This window comes from Phycobacter azelaicus (genome assembly GCF_014884385.1).
GTDB classification, from domain to species: Bacteria; Pseudomonadota; Alphaproteobacteria; order Rhodobacterales; family Rhodobacteraceae; genus Phycobacter; species Phycobacter azelaicus.
Genome location: NZ_WKFH01000003.1, coordinates 3,255,296 through 3,272,255, shown reverse-complemented (window position 1 = coordinate 3,272,255; position 16,960 = coordinate 3,255,296). Strand labels below are relative to the sequence as shown.

The 16,960-nt window shown below is 58.6% G+C and carries 17 protein-coding genes; 9 read left to right on the top strand and 8 right to left on the bottom strand.

Annotated elements, in window-relative coordinates; genetic code table 11:
- Positions 1-2 precede the first annotated feature (2 nt).
- A complete protein-coding gene (gene recG, locus INS80_RS16795; RefSeq protein ID WP_192966723.1) occupies positions 3-2,093 on the top strand; it encodes an ATP-dependent DNA helicase RecG in 2,091 nt (696 codons plus the stop codon).
- A gap of 147 nt (positions 2,094-2,240) precedes the next feature.
- Positions 2,241-2,363, top strand: a complete 123-nt coding sequence (locus INS80_RS19415) for a hypothetical protein (RefSeq protein WP_255430531.1) — start codon at positions 2,241-2,243, stop codon at positions 2,361-2,363.
- 211 nt (positions 2,364-2,574) lie between these two features.
- On the opposite strand, the gene INS80_RS16790 is transcribed toward INS80_RS19415, so the two are convergent.
- Positions 2,575-3,924: a methyl-accepting chemotaxis protein gene (locus INS80_RS16790; RefSeq protein ID WP_226892655.1), complete on the bottom strand. Its 1,350-nt coding sequence runs from the start codon at positions 3,922-3,924 to the stop codon at positions 2,575-2,577.
- Positions 3,925-4,041: 117 nt separating this feature from the next.
- Positions 4,042-4,494, bottom strand: coding sequence for an iron-sulfur cluster assembly scaffold protein (locus INS80_RS16785; RefSeq protein ID WP_192967322.1), 453 nt, complete (start codon positions 4,492-4,494; stop codon positions 4,042-4,044).
- Positions 4,495-4,552: 58 nt separating this feature from the next.
- Between INS80_RS16785 and hisI the strand changes: the two genes are divergently transcribed.
- On the top strand, positions 4,553-4,945 hold the full coding sequence (gene hisI / locus INS80_RS16780) for a phosphoribosyl-AMP cyclohydrolase (protein WP_192966721.1): 393 nt from the start codon (positions 4,553-4,555) through the stop codon (positions 4,943-4,945).
- A gap of 25 nt (positions 4,946-4,970) precedes the next feature.
- Here hisI and gluQRS read toward each other — a convergent pair whose 3' ends face one another.
- From gluQRS to INS80_RS16765, 3 genes are all read right to left on the bottom strand, one after another.
- Positions 4,971-5,813, bottom strand: a complete 843-nt coding sequence (gene gluQRS / locus INS80_RS16775) for a tRNA glutamyl-Q(34) synthetase GluQRS (protein ID WP_192966720.1) — start codon at positions 5,811-5,813, stop codon at positions 4,971-4,973.
- 15 nt (positions 5,814-5,828) lie between these two features.
- The gene (gene trmFO, locus INS80_RS16770) at positions 5,829-7,172 is read right to left on the bottom strand and encodes a methylenetetrahydrofolate--tRNA-(uracil(54)-C(5))-methyltransferase (FADH(2)-oxidizing) TrmFO (RefSeq protein WP_192966719.1); all 1,344 of its coding nucleotides are present in this window, start codon (positions 7,170-7,172) and stop codon (positions 5,829-5,831) included.
- A gap of 348 nt (positions 7,173-7,520) precedes the next feature.
- The gene (locus INS80_RS16765; protein ID WP_192966718.1) at positions 7,521-8,309 is read right to left on the bottom strand and encodes an enoyl-CoA hydratase; all 789 of its coding nucleotides are present in this window, start codon (positions 8,307-8,309) and stop codon (positions 7,521-7,523) included.
- 58 nt (positions 8,310-8,367) lie between these two features.
- Here INS80_RS16765 and INS80_RS16760 point away from each other — a divergent pair, with 58 nt between their 5' ends.
- The gene (locus INS80_RS16760) at positions 8,368-8,790 is read left to right on the top strand and encodes a PaaI family thioesterase (RefSeq protein WP_192966717.1); all 423 of its coding nucleotides are present in this window, start codon (positions 8,368-8,370) and stop codon (positions 8,788-8,790) included.
- Between the two features lie 3 nt (positions 8,791-8,793).
- Here the strand turns inward: INS80_RS16760 and asd are convergent, their stop codons facing one another.
- Complete coding sequence (gene asd / locus INS80_RS16755; RefSeq protein WP_192966716.1) at positions 8,794-9,684, bottom strand: archaetidylserine decarboxylase; 891 nt, start codon at positions 9,682-9,684, stop codon at positions 8,794-8,796.
- 145 nt (positions 9,685-9,829) lie between these two features.
- Between asd and INS80_RS16750 the strand changes: the two genes are divergently transcribed.
- From INS80_RS16750 to INS80_RS16730, 5 genes are all read left to right on the top strand, one after another.
- Entirely contained in the window at positions 9,830-10,453 is a 624-nt protein-coding gene (locus tag INS80_RS16750; protein ID WP_226892654.1) for a holin-associated N-acetylmuramidase, read from the top strand.
- A gap of 4 nt (positions 10,454-10,457) precedes the next feature.
- Positions 10,458-11,036 carry a holin family protein gene (locus INS80_RS16745; RefSeq protein WP_192966715.1) on the top strand — a complete coding sequence of 193 codons (579 nt, stop codon included), beginning with the start codon at positions 10,458-10,460 and terminating at the stop codon, positions 11,034-11,036.
- 78 nt (positions 11,037-11,114) lie between these two features.
- Positions 11,115-13,079, top strand: coding sequence for a heme lyase CcmF/NrfE family subunit (locus INS80_RS16740; RefSeq protein WP_192967320.1), 1,965 nt, complete (start codon positions 11,115-11,117; stop codon positions 13,077-13,079).
- The gene (locus INS80_RS16735; RefSeq protein WP_192966714.1) at positions 13,076-13,561 is read left to right on the top strand and encodes a cytochrome c-type biogenesis protein; all 486 of its coding nucleotides are present in this window, start codon (positions 13,076-13,078) and stop codon (positions 13,559-13,561) included. Before INS80_RS16740 ends, INS80_RS16735 begins: the two co-directional genes overlap by 4 nt.
- Positions 13,562-13,672: 111 nt before the next feature.
- Entirely contained in the window at positions 13,673-14,449 is a 777-nt protein-coding gene (locus INS80_RS16730) for an enoyl-CoA hydratase-related protein (RefSeq protein ID WP_192966713.1), read from the top strand.
- A gap of 90 nt (positions 14,450-14,539) precedes the next feature.
- Here INS80_RS16730 and INS80_RS16725 read toward each other — a convergent pair whose 3' ends face one another.
- Together INS80_RS16725 and gltA are read right to left on the bottom strand one after the other, a co-directional pair.
- On the bottom strand, positions 14,540-15,400 hold the full coding sequence (locus tag INS80_RS16725) for a calcium-binding protein (protein WP_192966712.1): 861 nt from the start codon (positions 15,398-15,400) through the stop codon (positions 14,540-14,542).
- Positions 15,401-15,656: 256 nt separating this feature from the next.
- Entirely contained in the window at positions 15,657-16,952 is a 1,296-nt protein-coding gene (gltA, locus tag INS80_RS16720; RefSeq protein ID WP_192966711.1) for a citrate synthase, read from the bottom strand.
- Between the last annotated feature and the right edge of the window lie 8 nt (positions 16,953-16,960).

Here is a 16,960-nt window from a genome sequence, read left to right as displayed (position 1 = left end):
TCATGAGTGGGCGCCCGGAAATCCTGTTTCCATTGTTTTCCCGGCTGGACAGCCTGCCGGGTATTGGCCCCAAAACGGCGCAACATCTTGAGCAGATTCAGATAGAGACGCCGCGTGACCTTTTGTTTTCGCTACCTTATTCCGTTCAGGATCGGAGGCGACGTGATACCATAAAGGGGCTTGAGCTGCCTGCTGTGGCAACGGTTGAAGTCACGATCGGCGCCCACAGACCGCCGCGCAACCGGGGCGGGGCCTATCGAATTACGGTCAGCGATGCCGAGACGGACTTTCAACTGGTGTTCTTCCATGGGCGCAGTCGTTATCTTTTGGCTCAGTGTCCGGAAGGCGCCCGGCGCCTGGTGTCCGGGAAGTTGGAGCTCTTTGATGGGATCGCCCAGATGGTTCATCCGGACCACATGCTTCCCGTGGAGGAAGCTGCGGATATTCCCGAGTTTGAACCGGTCTATCACCTGACCCATGGCGTGACGCAAAAGACCATGTTCAAGGCGCTGCGCGGCGCCGTTGGTTTGCTGCCTGAGCTGCCGGAATGGATTGACCCGGGCCAGATCAAGCGCGAGGCCTGGCCATCCTGGCATTCTGCCATCGCGCAGGCTCATGAACCCAAAGGACTTGAGGATCTCTCGCCGGAAGCGCCAGCGCGCGCCCGGCTTGCCTATGACGAGTTGCTGGCGCACCAGCTGACCCTTGCGCTGGCCCGCCAGTCAGAGCGCAAATCCCGCGGCATCCAAAGCGTGGCCTCCGGTAAGTTGCAGTCCCGTGTTCTTGAAGCACTGCCATACAGGCCAACCGGCGCGCAACAACGCGCGATCGAGGAAATCTCGGCCGATATGGCGTCAAACGAACGGATGAACCGCCTTTTGCAGGGCGATGTGGGGGCAGGAAAGACACTTGTGGCCTTGATGGCGTTGTTGGTGGCTGTCGAGGCAGGCGGGCAGGGGGTGATGATGGCCCCGACCAGCATTCTGGCCCAGCAACACCATGAGGGCCTTCGTCCCCTCGCGGAAGAGGCGGGTGTGGTGCTGGAACTCCTCACGGGGCGCGACAAGGGTTCAGAACGCAAGGCGAAACTGGCTGCGCTTGCCAAGGGTGATATCCAGATCCTGGTTGGGACTCATGCTGTGTTCCAAAAAGACGTCCATTTTGCAGATTTGCGGTTGGCAATCGTCGATGAACAGCATCGCTTTGGCGTGCGTCAGCGTATGGAACTGGCCGAAAAGGGAATCGGCGCCGATGTTCTGGTGATGACCGCCACGCCGATTCCGCGCTCTTTGGCGCTGGCGCAATACGGCGACATGGATGTTTCGGTGCTTGATGAAAAACCGCCTGGGCGAAAACCGGTCAAGACTGCGGTGATCAGCACAGAACGGATGGAGGAGGTCATCAGCCACCTGCGGCAGGCGATAGAGGACGGGCGTCAGTGCTATTGGGTGTGTCCTTTGGTGGGTGAATCCGAGGTAATGGATTTGACCGCCGCCGAAGAACGGTTCAAGCGGTTGCGCGCGATCCTCGGCGATGAAACCGTGGGTCTCGTGCATGGGCAGATGCCACCGGCGGAGAAGGACGCGGCGATGGCCGCCTTTCAGGATGGTCGGACCAAGGTTCTCGTGGCCACTACGGTGATCGAGGTGGGCGTCAACGTGCCAAATGCGACGATCATGGTGATCGAGCGGGCAGAAATCTTTGGTCTAGCGCAGCTTCATCAGTTGCGAGGACGAGTGGGGCGCGGTAGCGCTCAATCGACTTGCCTCTTGATGTATCAACCGCCGCTCAGTGACGGGGGGCGTCGGCGTCTGGAAGTGCTTAGAGAGTCGGAAGATGGCTTTCGCATCGCTGAGACCGACCTGCAGATGCGCGGCGCCGGGGATATGATCGGGACGGCACAGTCTGGTTTGCCCCGGTTCAGAATCGCTGATCTTGAACGGCAGGCGTCCTTGATGGCTGTCGCTCAAAGCGATGCTCGTACCCTGCTCTCGACCGATCCCGGCTTAAGCTCGCCGCGTGGTCAGGCCGCGCGTGTTCTGTTGTGGCTGATGAAGCAAGATCAAGCTTTCCGTTTGATTTCAGTTGGTTAACTGTCAGGGCAACAAATGTGTCGGATGGGCGTTCCCATTTGTTCTCAAATGTTCTCAAAAAGTTCTTTACTCGATGCGGCTCTTGTGAGAACAAAGGGGCAACAAAAGCGTGAGCAACACGCAATCAACTGACCCGGAGGACGAGAGATGATCGCACAGCTGAAATCGACGCTGCAAAACGCCCAATCAACCCTTCTGCAGGATGCCATCGGCGCGTGCGCCCTGATGGTGATGCTGATTGCCGGCCTGCACCTGCCCGGACTGTTCTGACTCGAAATTTTGCCTGCCTTGGCTCTTTATGGTGACTGCGCTTGCATCCTGTCCCGATTTGATGAGGGGAACATCCGCCTGTACCGAGATCCCTTCCGGCCCATCCCGATTGCCGGAAAGCGCATCACATCCCGCATGAAGAGCCCTTTTGCCGCCGCCATCTGCCCGGATGTGCGGCGGCCTTTTTATGCTGACGTGTCGGTACGGATGGCTAGCTGGTGAAGGCCATGCGCAACCCGCCCCAGTGGCGTCCGTTCACGGTGATTGGGGCCGACAGATCCTTCATCATCGCAAACTCGCCGCCTCCCATATCGCGGCGATAGACCTGCATCAGGAAGGGGCCGGTGTTGCGTCCGGCCTTCAGGCCAACACGGTCGTCAAAAATGCGGCGGTTGCGGCAGTTCGCCATGTTCCAGTCCGGATCGGGGCCCTGGGGATGCGAAAACTTCTTGTTGTGGGTCGGAAGATAACCATTCACATCCACAGCGGCCGAAAACACGACACGGGGATCAAGCTCGAGCGCGCTTTCAAGAAGGGGCGGCAACACCTTGTCGGTGAATTTTGTGACCCCTGTCATCACTTGTTGTGGATTGGTGTTCGGGATCGGCACATAAGTGCGGTCAAAGAGCTCGGCCTCGGTGATCTCTCCGCTCTCCAGCGCCTTTTCGAACTGGCTACCGATATTGGCGGCCATGTCGGTGACAAAGGCAATGAATTTCTTGTCGGCGGATTGTCCGCCAAGTGCGATGGTGCCCTGCACAAGGCGTTCTGACGAGGCAACAAGTCTTTCCACCCGGTCATGGGCTTTGTGGATTCCGGAGGTGGTCTCTTCAACAGAGGCCTTGATCCGCGCGATGTTCGGAAAACACGCTTCCATGGCATCGCGTACTGTTGTTGCGTCGCTCAGAATGCGTTCGGTGCCAGTGCTGACTTGTTGGCTGTCCTTTTCGATGCCGAGCAAAGAAGCATCCGTATCCCGTGCTTGGTCGAGAATACGGCTGGCGGACTTGGAGATCGTATCTGTCTCCTGGTCGAGATCCTTGATCCAGGCATAGAGCGTCTCAATATTCTTGCTAATTTCGGTGGCGGCGACGGTGGTGCGTTTCGACAGGTCGTTGATCGCTTCAGCCACGACGGCAAAACCGCGGCCCGCATCTCCGGCGCGTCCGGCTTCGATCTTGGCATTGATTGCCAGAATATTCACCTGCGCGGCGATCGCTGTGATCTTTTCGTTGTCCTTACGCATGGCGTCAACGGTGTCGGCAACGGCCTCGGTGCGGCTGTTGAGCTCCTGCACCCACTCGGCAACTTCCTGGCCGTGGCCACTGCTTTCGCGCACAAGCGTGACCGAGTTTTGAACCGAGGCAAGGGTCTGTTGGGCAGATTTAGTGACCGTTTCCACGGTTTCCATCACCTGGGCATTTGCCTTGACGACCCGTTCAGCGCCGCGATCCAGCTGTTTTAGATCATTCAGCTGGCCTTGCGACTTGTTTTCAATCGTGTCGAGAAAGCCTGCAACGTCGACAATCTCAAAGCCAAGCTGAGATGAGATTTCTGCCAACTCGTTTATTTCCCTTCCCTTTGGGGGGGATGGCTGGGACGCACTATTCACATTCTGCATGTCGGATCCGCCTACTCAAGATTCTAAACGGTTAGCGCAGATGCAGTGAATTTTGCGTTAAGCGCAGTTTTCTTTTGCTTGAAGCTCCATCGCTTCAAGCGTTGCGTCGAGGGCAAGCATAATTGACGCATGGCGGTTCTTGAACTCGCGCGCAGGTAGAAGAACTTCCAATTCTTGAAAAGGAGCTGCGGGCGGTGGCGCCCCTTCTGTGAGCATCGCTTTCAGTTGATCCCGTGCCGTTTGCACATCGTCCAAAGAGCATCCGATGATGTTCTCGCCAACAACCGCAGCGGCTGCCTGGCCCAAGGCACATGCTTTAACGTCCTGACCGAAGTCAGTGATCTTGCCATCCTCGACTTTCAGATCGACGGTCACAGTAGAACCGCAAAGAGGTGAGCGCTTTTTGACTGTGGCATCCGCGTTCTCGAGCCGCTCCAGATGTGGAATATCCGCTGCCAGTGCAAGGATGCGCGACGAATAGAGCTTGATCAGATCGGTTTCACTAGACATGCGGGCCTCGGGGTTTCCCTTGGGATGACTTCCCAATACATAGGCAGCCACGTCTCAGATGCAAAAGGTTTTTGTCATGTCCGTCAGCTCTTCGCCATTTGATCCTCAAAGCTTGCGTTACGACTCCAATGGTTTGATTCCTTGCATTGCCCAGGACCATGACAGTGGTGAGGTGTTGATGATGGCCTGGATGAATGCGGAAAGCGTCGCCCGAACCTTGGAGACCGGCAAGGTCACCTATTGGTCGCGCTCGCGTCAGTCCTTTTGGGTCAAAGGTGAAAGCTCGGGGCACCTGCAGGAGTTGCTTGATCTCAGGCTGGATTGTGACCGGGATTGCCTGCTGGCCGTGGTGCGCCAGACAGGGCCGGCCTGCCACACCAACCGCCGCAGCTGTTTTTACACTGCCGTCCGCGGAGGCGAAGAAGTCGAGCTTATGAAGCCCATGGTCTGAGGCGTCTCAGGCCGGCTCCGCTCGCTTAGTACAGTCCCACCATACGGCGGATATCCTGCGGCGTTGCCCCTTCGGCGCGGTATTTTGAGATGGCGCGGGCATCGTCTCGTTTGGCCAGCCGCTTACCCGCATCATCCCGGATCAGCCGGTGATGGTGGTAGACGGGCACCGGCATACCCAACAGCGTGAGCAGCAGCACCTGCAGCTGGGTGAAGTCGAACAGATCCTCTCCCCGTACCACATGGGTAATGCCCTGATGCACGTCGTCCAGCGCCGAGGCGAGGAAATAGGCGATGATCTCTTCACCCTTGCGGCAGAGCACTACATCGCCAATCTCCTGCAGGGCGCGCTGAGGGTCCAGGTGATGGGTTCCCCTATGGGCCTGGCCGGTTTCCTCAAACACCACGTTCTGCCCATCGAGGCAGTCAAGGGCCCGGTCCAGATGCAGCCGCAGCGCATCGCCGGGCTTCCGGCTTTCCATCGAGCGGGATTTGCAGGTGCCGGGGTAGAGGTCGTGTGACACACCCTCTTGCGGGGCGGATAGGGCGGCACGGATATCGGCGCGGCTGCAGGAACAGGGGTACAGCAGTCCCATGTTCTCAAAGGTTTCGAGGTATCTGTTGTAGTCGCTCAGGTGTTCTGACTGGCGCAGAATGGGTCCATCCCAGCCGAGGCCGAGCCAGGTGAGGTCCTCTATGATGGCGGCATCCCATTCGGGCTTGGACCGTTGCAGGTCGGTGTCTTCCAGCCGCAACAGGAATTCACCACCGGCGGCGCGCGCCATATCATGGGCAACAATGGCAGAATAGGCATGGCCCAGATGCAAGGGGCCGGTGGGCGAGGGCGCAAAACGGGTCCGAAATGTCATTGCGCCCCTCGCATATCACGCAAACTGCTGCAGCCAGTCACTCCAGGCGGCCTTGGCGCGGTCAGTATAGGCCTTGTAGCGGTCCTTGCGGCCCCGCCGCCCGCCCTTGAGCCCGTCCACCGGGCGGAACAGGCCGAAGTTCACGTTCATCGGCTGAAAGGTCTTGGCCTCGGCGCCGCCGGTGATGTGATGGATCAGCGCACCCATGGCGCTGTCTTGCGGCACTTCGCTCAGATCCTGACCAAGGATCTCCGCCGCGGCTAGGCGCCCGGCCAAAAGACCCATGGCAGCACTTTCCACATACCCTTCGACTCCGGTGATCTGCCCGGCAAAGCGGATATGGGGCTTGGATTTCAGCCGCATCTGGCTGTCGAGCAAGGTGGGGGAGTTGAGGAATGTATTGCGGTGAATACCGCCAAGACGGGCAAAACTGGCATTCTCTAACCCCGGAATCATCCGGAAGACCTCGGTCTGGGCGCCGTATTTCATCTTGGTCTGAAAGCCGACGATGTTGAACAGCGTTCCCAGCGCATTGTCGCGGCGCAGCTGCACCACCGCATGGGCCTTCACATCGGGCTGATGCGGATTTGTAAGGCCGACGGGCTTCATCGGACCATGGCGCAGGGTTTCGCGGCCACGCTCAGCCATCACCTCGATCGGCAGGCAGCCGTCAAAATAGCCTGCGGTCTCGCCCTCGTGGAACTCGGTCTTGTCGGCGGCGAGCAGCGCATCGATGAAGGCCTCGTATTGGTCCTTGTCCATCGGGCAGTTGAGGTAGGCTGTGCGCTCTTCCTCGGTTTCGCCCTTGTCATAGCGCGACTGCATCCAGGCCTTGGACATATCGATGCTCTCGGCATAGACGATGGGGGCGATGGCATCGAAGAACGCCAGCGCCTCGGCCCCGGTTTCCGCCTGGATCGCCTTGCCCAGTGACGGCGAGGTCAGCGGGCCCGTCGCAAAGATCCAGTGCCCATCGCTGGGCAGGTCGGTGACTTCCTCATAAGAAACAGTGACATTCGGGTGGCTCTTCAACTTGGCCGTGATGGTTTCGGCAAAGGGATCGCGGTCCACGGCGAGGGCGCCACCAGCGGGCAGGCGATGCTTATCCGCAGTGGTCATGATCAGACCATCTGCTGCGCGCATTTCCCAATGCAAGAGACCCACGGCGTTCTGCTCGTCATCGTCCGAGCGGAAGGAGTTGGAGCAGACCATCTCACCAAGGTTACCGGTCTGATGGGCAAAGGTCTCCACCTTGGGCCGCATCTCGTGCAGTACGACCTTCACGCCCATGTTTGCCGCCTGCCAGGCGGCTTCGGACCCGGCCATGCCGCCGCCCACGATATGCAATTCCTGTGTCATGAGGTGCCACATAGGGCAGCTTCGGCCCTTGCGCAATACGACAGGCGCGGTCAGCCATGTTCGATGATCCGGCGCCCATGAAAGCAAGTGTCGGTCTGCGCACCCGGTGCGATGTATGGGAAGGATTTTTTATGGGGGGGATTTTGGGGTCGCTGCGGCGGGTATGTCAGCCGGGGAGAGAGACCCGGATCGGAGGGACCTTCCGGCGCAGCGACCCAAAATTGTGACCGGCTTGTGACCAGTGCCCAATCTTTGCCATGATCCTGCCTTTTTTGAAAGACCGGATATGGAAACAATAACCGGTCAATCGTAAACAAAGGCTGAACTTGTCTTAAATTTTCGGAAAAATCAGGTTTTCTCCCAGTTCGGAGGGCGCTTTTCGATGAAAGCGTTCAACCCTTCGATGGTGTCGCGGTTCATCAGATTTTCGACGATGACGTCGCTGGTGTAGGCGTAGGCTTCTTCGATCGGCATTTCGAGCTGGCGATAATAGGCCTCCTTGCCGACCTTTACCGCTGAACCAAGTTTGGAAGCGATGGTCGTTGCCAGTTTCAGTGTTTCGGCCTCAAGAGCGTCCGACGAAACGGCGCGGTTGATCAGACCAAGGTCAGCCGCGCGCGCAGCAGACATGAACTCGCCGGTCGTCAGCAGTTCGAACGCGTGTTTGCGGGGGATGTTGCGCGACAGGGCTACCATGGGGGTCGAGCAGAAGAGCCCGATATTGACGCCATTGACCCCGAACCGCGTGTCATCCGCGGCCACTGCCAGATCGCAGGAGGCCACAAGCTGACAGCCCGCTGCCGTTGCAATGCCATGCACCTGTGCGATCACCGGTTGGGGCAGGCGCTGCAGGCCCAGCATGACCGACGTGCATCGTGAAAAAAGATCCTGGAAATAGGCCTTGCCACCATCATCAGCCTGTCGACCTGCGGTCATCTGCCGGATGTCGTGGCCCGCGCAAAAGGCCTTGCCCGCGCCGGACAGCACAACGGCCTTGATGCTGCTGTCGCCCCGAAGTGCATCGATCTGCCCTTGCAGCGCTGCGAGCATTTCATCCGACAGCGCATTCAGCCGCTCGGGTGCGTTCATTTGCAGATGTGCGATCCCATTTGCGTCGCGACGTTCCAGAATTGTCATCTTGTCCTCCTGACCCTGTTTGGGGCAACTCTATGGCGGACAAGGGAGAAGGAAAAGCATGGGCTTGGCTTTTGATGCGGCGGGGCTATCCGCCTATATTGGGGAAATCTTTCCGCAGGTGGCGGGTGATTTCGCGGTAGATGAGTTGACCGAGGCGGGGATCACCATGCGCCTCCTGACGGCCGAGCGGCACCTGCGCCCTGGTGGCACTGTCTCGGGCCCTTCCATGTTTGCACTGGCAGATGTGACCGTCTACGGGCTGGTTCTGTCGCGGCTGGGGCGCAAGGCGCTCGCGGTGACGACGAACAGCTCGTTGGATTTCATGCGCAAGCCGGAGGCGGGGGTCGATCTCATCGCCAGGGGAACCTTGCTGAAGCTTGGGCGCTCACTTGCGGTGGGGGATGTGCACATGTTCTCGGACGGGTCGGACAAAATGGTGGCGCGTTCTACCATGACCTATTCGATCCCGCCTGAGAAATAGTACCTACAGGGCCGTTGCGAGAGGTTCGCCAACTTTGACAAGGGTTTCCAAGCCTTTGTAACTGTTGGCAATTAGATCGTCCGAGAAACGAACCGCGCCAGGTTCAAAGACAACAACCACGGTCGAGCCTCCGAATTTGAAATAGCCCTTCTCCTGCATCTTGGCGACATGCCCTTCGGTCGTCGTGTTGACGATGGTGCCGACCCCAAAGGCGCCCACTTCGACGAAACACATCGTGCCCGCGCTTTCGGTTTCGATCAGGGTCAGGCTGCGCTTGTTGGCGCCAAAGACATCCGGTCCCGCCCCAAGCGCGATCGGGTTCACAGAATGCAGCGCGCCCGGAATGTCGTGGCTTTCCAGGATCCGGCCTGCGGTTGGAAAGTGATATCGATGATAATCCGCAGGACACAGGCGCACGATGGCAAGCGCGCCGCCCACAAAGCGTTCATGCAGACCCGGGAGCATGGTGCGGATCGACATCGGGTGCCCCTTGACCGGCACAAAGACATCTGCGTCCAGTCTGGGGAAAACCAGCACACGCCCGTCGGCGGGGGAGACGATCTGCCCTGGATCCTCGTCAAAGGGGCGGGTTTCAGGTTTTAGATGGCGGATAAAGAAATCGTTGAAACATCCAAAACTTTCAACAGGGTCACGCGCTTCCTTCATGTCGATGGATAGCTCTTCAACCACGGAGTTGATCTTGCCTTTCGACAAGGGCGAGTCGAACCATGCCCCAAACAGTCGGCTCACAAGCGAAGAGCGGAACAAGAGTCGCTCCAGCAAGCTTGACCCGGAATCCTGATAGGCCCAGCGTATCCATTTTTCGCCGAGGATTACCTCGTCAAAGGTCTCGCCTGTCGACCGGTCTACCACCTGGATGGAGTTCTGCGTCATGTCTTTGCCTTGGCTTGCTTTGGCGAAAGCGCCTACCAGACGTGGGGCGGCAGAAACAAGCGTAGATTGGTCCGTTGCTCAAGCTGCGCGCGGTACAGCAATGCATGGTCAGGGTTTTATTGGCAGCATGACGATGCAGCAATAAATGAGCGTCGCAATGGAAGTCGAAGATATCGCGAAGGAAATTGTCAGACGTGAAGGCGGCTACGTGAATGATCCCGACGATCCGGGCGGGGCTACCAATCATGGTGTAACAATTCATACCCTTCGGCGCCTGGGGCTTGATCTCACCGGGGATGGCGGAGTGGACGAAAGGGACGTCAAGGCGCTGAGACCCGATCAGGCCGTGGGAATCTTTGTGCGTGAGTACTTTAACCGTCCGGGGCTCGTTCGCCTGCCGTCGGTCCTGCAGGCCACGGTTTTCGATATGTATGTCAATGCGGGCAGCAATGCGATCCGCATCCTTCAGCGGCTGTTGGTGCAGATGGGATACGACGTTGCGGTTGATGGTGTGATGGGGCCTCGAACTGCAGTCGCCGCTCATGGTGCGGCCGAGGTTGACGCGTCCAATCTGAGGGATGCTTACGGAATTGCCCGGCGGAGCTACTACTTCGATCTGGCTGATCGGCGACCGGCCAGTCGCAAATATGCGCTCACACGTGCGGGGAACAAAGGTGGCTGGATACGCAGGGCCGAAGAATTTCTGTCAAAAGAATACCACATGGGCGCGGCAGAGTTTCGCGAGCGCGTGGCCGGCTGGGAAGGGTGAAGCCATGATTGCAGCTCTGATCAGGTCGCTATTTGGTAATGATCGCAATATTCTGCGTGATACAGTTGAAGTCTTTCGTGAAAACGCGGAGGCAGGCGCGAACCGCGCGCATGATGATCGCAGCGCCGCTCTGGAACAGTTCGCGGCGGAATTCGCGCAGACCGAGCGTGGCGGGTTTGACCGGGCAATCGATGGAATAAATCGCTTGCCACGGCCCTTGCTGGCCTTTGCGACCCTGGCTCTCCTGATCTCAGCAATGGTGGACCCGTTCTGGTTTGCAAAGCGCATGGAGGGACTCCTTCTGGTGCCGGAGCCGCTGTGGTGGCTATTGGGAGTCATTGTGTCATTCTATTTTGGCGCGCGTCATCAAGCCAAAAGCCAAGACTTTCAACGCAGTCTTGCCGAGGCTCTGGCGCGGCTGCCAGAAAGGACTGGAGCGGCATCAACGCAGCCACAACAAAGCGCGATAGAAAAAAGCGCCCTTCCAACGGCTGCAAGGCGTGTTGCGGAAACTGAAAATGCGGCGCTCAACGCCTGGCGAGACAGCGAAAGACACAAGGGGGCCGACAGGCTGCAGAATTGATCACGAAACTGTGTGCTGCGGCGGCTGGACGCGCCGAATGGCATTGGCGCGGCTTCGGTGACGGATTATAACATCAGCATGATTACAGAACTCGGTCACTTCGCCCTCATCCTCGCCTTCATGGTCGCCATCGTGCAGATGGTTGTGCCCATGGTGGGTGCTCATAAAAGATGGCCCGGCTGGATGGCCGTCGCCGAACCCGCAGCGCAAGCGCAGTTCTTTTTTACTGCCTTTTCTTTTGCGGCCCTGGTCTGGGCCTTTGTCACCTCAGATTTTTCGCTGAGGCTGGTGACATTGAACAGCCATTCGGCCAAGCCGATGATCTACAAGATCTCGGGTACATGGGGTAACCACGAAGGCTCAATGCTGCTGTGGGTGCTGATCGTGACCCTGTTTGGCGCGCTGGCTTCGGTTTTTGGCGGCGGGTTGCCACAAACCCTGAAAGCCCGTGTTCTGGCCGTTCAGGCTGCGATCGGCGTGGCTTTCTTTGCCTTCATCCTGTTTACTTCGAACCCGTTTCTGCGTCTTGCGACGCCACCCTTTGACGGGCAGGACCTCAACCCGCTGTTGCAGGATCCCGGCCTCGCGCTGCATCCGCCGTTCCTCTATCTAGGCTACGTGGGGCTCTCGATGGCTTTTTCCTTTGCGGTGGCGGCCCTGATCGAAGGGAGGATCGATGCGGCCTGGGGACGCTGGGTGCGCCCCTGGACGCTTGCTGCGTGGGTTTTTCTGACCATCGGCATCGCGCTGGGGTCCTGGTGGGCCTATTACGAGCTTGGCTGGGGTGGCTTCTGGTTCTGGGATCCGGTCGAGAATGCCTCTTTCATGCCGTGGCTACTGGCCGCAGCGCTTCTGCACTCCGCCATTGTGGTGGAAAAGCGCGAGGCGCTGAAAAGCTGGACGATCCTGCTGGCCATCTTGGCGTTTGGCTTTTCGCTGATCGGGACATTCATCGTGCGCTCGGGTCTTCTGACCTCAGTCCATGCCTTTGCAAACGACCCTGAGCGCGGCGTGTTCATCTTGATGATCCTTGCCTTCTTCACCGGTGGCGCGCTTACACTTTTTGCGGCACGCGCCCAGGAAATGCAGGCCAAGGGGGTCTTTGGTGTGGTCAGCCGTGAAGGCGCGCTCGTGGCCAACAATGTCCTGCTCGCGGTCAGTTGCTTCGTGGTCTTCTTTGGCACGCTGTGGCCTGTGGTCGCGGAAATGGCATTTGATCGCAAGCTGAGCGTGGGTCCGCCCTTCTTCAACGCGGCCTTCACGCCGTTCATGGTGATTCTGGGCGCGATCCTGCCGATTGGCGCAATTTTGCCCTGGAAACGGGGCAGGATTGGGCAGACGGTCTGGTACCTGCGTTACGTCTTGATCCTGTCAGTCGCTCTTGCGGTTCTGGCCTGGGCCATGCAGACCGGTCGCTCGGCCCTTGGTCCGATTGGTCTGTTCCTTGGCTCTTGGTTGGTCTTCGGGGCTGCGGCTGATCTGTGGTCCCGCACGGGGCAGAGCGGGCGGGTGTCACGTCTGATGCGGCTTCCGCGCGCTGACTGGGGCAAGGCGGTGGCTCATGCGGGCCTTGGTGTCACTATGTTTGCTATTGCAGGTCTGATGGCTTGGGAAGAGGAAGACATCCGCGTCGCTCAGATTGGAGAACCTTTCACGGTTGGCTCTTATGAATTGGTACTCGACTCGGTTGAGCGTGCACGTGGGCCGAACTATTTCACCACGATGGCGACGATCAGCGTGTTCCGCGATGGTTCCGATGTCGCTGTTCTACACCCGGAAAAGCGTGATTATCCAGTTGCCAAGATGCCGACAACCGAGGCGGCGATCGACTATCAGCTTCTGCGCGACATTTACGTCGTCATTGGCGATCAGCAGGATGATGGTGGCTGGACCGTTCGAACCTACATCAAACCTCTCGCCAACTGGATTTGGGGCGGATGCATCCTGATGTCTCTGGGGGGGCTCCTGAGCCTCAGTGACCGCCGGTTCCGTGTGGCCGCAGGCGCGCGCAAGACCTCAGGAGCAAAGGTACCAGCAGAATGATCGGCCTTGTTTCCCTCAAGCGTTATGTCGCTGCGATTGTGCTGTCAGTCTCGAGCTTTGCACCAGGATCGTCTTACGCTGTCCAGCCGGATGAAGTGCTGGCAGACCCGGTGTTGGAGCAGCGCGCGCGTGCTCTGTCAGAGGATTTGCGCTGCCTTGTGTGCCGCAACGAAAACATCGACGAATCCAATGCTGACCTCGCTCGCGATCTGCGTCTATTGGTGCGTGAACGTCTGGTTGCCGGAGACAGCGATACCGAAGTGATCGACTTTGTGGTCGATCGCTACGGCGAGTACGTGCTGCTGCGCCCAACAGCGAGCGGCGCGAACTGGATGCTTTGGGCAGCTGGTCCTTTGATGCTGGCGATGGCACTAGGTCTGGCGTTTGCCTACCTGCGGGGTCGCGCAAGGGCACCGCGCACCGCTGAAGTGGGTCTCAGCCCGGAAGAGCAGGCGCGCCTCAAACAAATTATTGATGAGTGACGCCGGGTCCACCTTTTCCAGCTTTTGGCTTTGCGTCACCATGTCGCAAATCCTTGCGCGCATCCTTTGTATGGGTCCGCGCACCCCGATACTGAGAGGCGAGGCCTTCCGATGGACTACAAAGATATCCTCTATTCACTAGATGACGGTCTGGCGATCGTGACGCTCAATCGCCCATCCAAGATGAACGCCCTGACAGGCCAGATGCGGGCAGAAATCACCCACGCCCTGAAACAGGCTGCAGGCCAAGCGCGGGCGGTGGTTCTGACTGGTGCAGGCGGGGCTTTCTGCTCCGGTCAGGATCTGAGCGATGCATCCGGCTCTGGCAGCCTCGATCTGGAGCGGACCCTGCGTGATGAATACACTCCCATGCTGGAAGCGCTTTATGACTGCCCGGTGCCGACTATGGCAGCTGTCAATGGCCCGGTGGCTGGCGCAGGTGCCAACCTTGCCCTGGCTGCGGATGTGGTGATCGCTACCGAAAGCGCCTATTTCTTGCAGGCCTTTGCACGGATTGGCCTTATGCCGGATGCCGGCGGCACATGGTTTCTGCCGCGCCAGATGGGCCTCGCCAAGGCGATGGGGGCTGCGCTCTTCGCCGACAAGATCACCGCCAAGCAGGCCAGCGACTGGGGCATGATCTGGGAAGCCGTGCCCGACGCCGACTTTGACGCCCATTGGCGCGCCCGCGCGTCCTATCTCGCAAATGGCCCGACCAAGGCCTTTGGAGCAATCAAGACGGCAATCCGGGGAAGCTACGAGAACAGCCTGCCGGAACAGCTTTCCTCTGAAGCACATCTTCAAGGACAATGCGGGAAGACCCGTGATTTCCTTGAAGGGGTAACCGCCTTCATGGAGAAACGACCCGCGAAGTTCGAAGGTCGCTAAGGCTGCCGTCGCTATTCATGGTGAAACAAGAAGGCCCTGGCCGGTTTCCGTGCCAGGGCCTCATTTGTTCGGTAAATGAGAGGCAGAGCCTCAGGAGACAGGGATACCGCCATCTGCAAACAGGCGGATGTGACGCGTGGGGTCGAACTGGCCATCCTGGTTGAGAACACGCAGCACCTCGATGCCGTCGGCAAAAACGATGGCATCACTACCGCCGTCTTCATTTGCGCGATCCACCACCGTCAGGCGCGGGGCCGGTCCATCGTCCGGGTTGTAGCCATAGACGATCTGGTCTTCGCTCCGTTCGAAGTCCGTTATGGTTGCAGGTTCAGTTGTTTCTAGCCAGTGACCTGCAAACAGTTCATCCGCGCCGCTGCCGCCCGTAACGGTATCTCCACGACCAAAGAGGACGGTATCGTCACCATCGCCGCCATTGACCACATCAGCGCCGGTGTCGGTATCGGACAGTATCGTGCCATCGATCGGGTCCACTTCAAAGAAGCTTGTCCAGAGCACGTCATCGCCCGCGCCGCCATTGATGCTATCGGTGCCAAGCCCGTCGATGACCAGATCATTGCCGTCACCGCCAAGGATCGTATCGTTGCCTTCGCTGCCAGACATCTGGTCGTTGCCGTTTCCGCCCGAGACAAGATCATTCCCGAACCCGCCAAGGAGCGAGTCGTTCCCGCCATCGCCGAAGATTCGATCGTCGCCCGCCAGTCCGCGGATTTCATCATTGCCCGAGCGTCCGGCGAGGGATTCACCTGCATTCGTGCCGTTGAGCGTGTCGTTTGCGGGGCTGCCTTCGATGAGATCACCTGGAGGCGTTGTTTCACCAGGTTCCGGCAAAGATGCGTCATCTTCGGTTGCAGCCACATCATCGTCGTCAGATGAATCGATCAAAAGCCCGGCCAAAAGACCAAAGGAGAGGAGGGCGGCAATAGCAATCATAAGGGGCGTCCAGAATGAGAAAATACAACTTATGGAAAATTAACGTGATCTTCTGGGCAAGTCAAAGTCTTAGCAAAAACAAAATGCTGCGACCGTATCTTATTTGGAAACGATAGCGGGATTATGCGTGGATAGCGCCTGAATACGTTATCGACAACGCGGGCCGTGCTTTGACCTGGGTGCCGGTCCGGCGGATAAAAAAGCCCCGCCGACAGCTATTCGGCGGGGCCAAAAACCTTGTCAGGTCTGCTCAGGTTCAGCGGTTTTCGATGTCGACGTAGTTACGCGCGGTCTCGCCAAGGTAGAGCTGACGCGGACGACCGATCTTGTTCTGTGGGTCTGCGATCATCTCTTTCCACTGGGAGATCCAGCCGACGGTGCGCGACAGGGCAAAGATCGGCGTGAACATAGATGTCGGGAAGCCCATCGCCTCAAGGATGATGCCCGAATAGAAGTCCACATTCGGGAAGAGTTTCTTCTCGATGAAGTAAGGATCGTTGAGCGCGGTCTGTTCAAGCTCCTTGGCAACCTGCAGGAGCGGATTGTCCTCGACGCCCAGAAGCTCGAGCACCTCGTCAGCCGATTGCTTCAACACCTTGGCGCGCGGGTCGGTGTTTTTGTAGACGCGGTGACCAAAGCCCATCAGTCGGAACGGGTCGTTCTTGTCCTTGGCACGGGCCAGGAACTCTGGGATGCGATCGACGGTGCCGATTTCTTTCAGCATCTCGAGGCACGCCTGGTTGGCGCCGCCATGTGCCGGACCCCAAAGGCAGGCGATACCGGCAGCGATACAGGCGAAGGGGTTGGCACCCGAAGAAGAAGCCAAACGCACGGTCGAGGTTGAGGCGTTCTGCTCGTGGTCGGCGTGCAGAATGAAGATACGGTCCATGGCACGAGCGAGGATCGGGTCCACGTGGTACTCTTCTGCCGGTACGGAGAAGCACATGTGCAGGAAGTTCGCAGCGTAGTCGAGATCGTTGCGGGGGTACACGAATGGCTGGCCGATGGAATACTTGTAGGCCATCGCGGCAATTGTGGGCAGTTTCGCAATCAGGCGGATTGCAGCCACTTCGCGCTGCCAGGGATCGTTGATGTCCGTGGAGTCGTGGTAGAAGGCCGACATCGCGCCCACAACGCCCACCAAGGTTGCCATCGGGTGTGCGTCCCGGCGGAAACCACGGAAGAAGTTGTGCATCTGCTCGTGCACCATGGTGTGACGGGTCACACGGGTTTCAAAGTCTTCCAGTTGGGTTGCGGTCGGAAGTTCACCATAAAGCAGCAGATAGCAGACTTCGAGGTGATGAGATTGCGAGGCCAGCTGATCGATCGGGTAGCCGCGGTGCAGAAGCTCGCCTTTGCCACCGTCGATGAAGGTGATGGTGCTGTCGCAGCTTGCAGTCGAAGTAAAGCCCGGATCGTAAGTAAAGACGCCGGCCTGAGCGTACAGCTTGCGGATGTCCAGAACATCTGGCCCGGCCGTCGGAGAGAAAATGGGAAGCTCGTAGGTTTCGCCATTCAGGCTGAGCTGGGCTGTCTTGTTTGAATCGGTCATAGATGTCC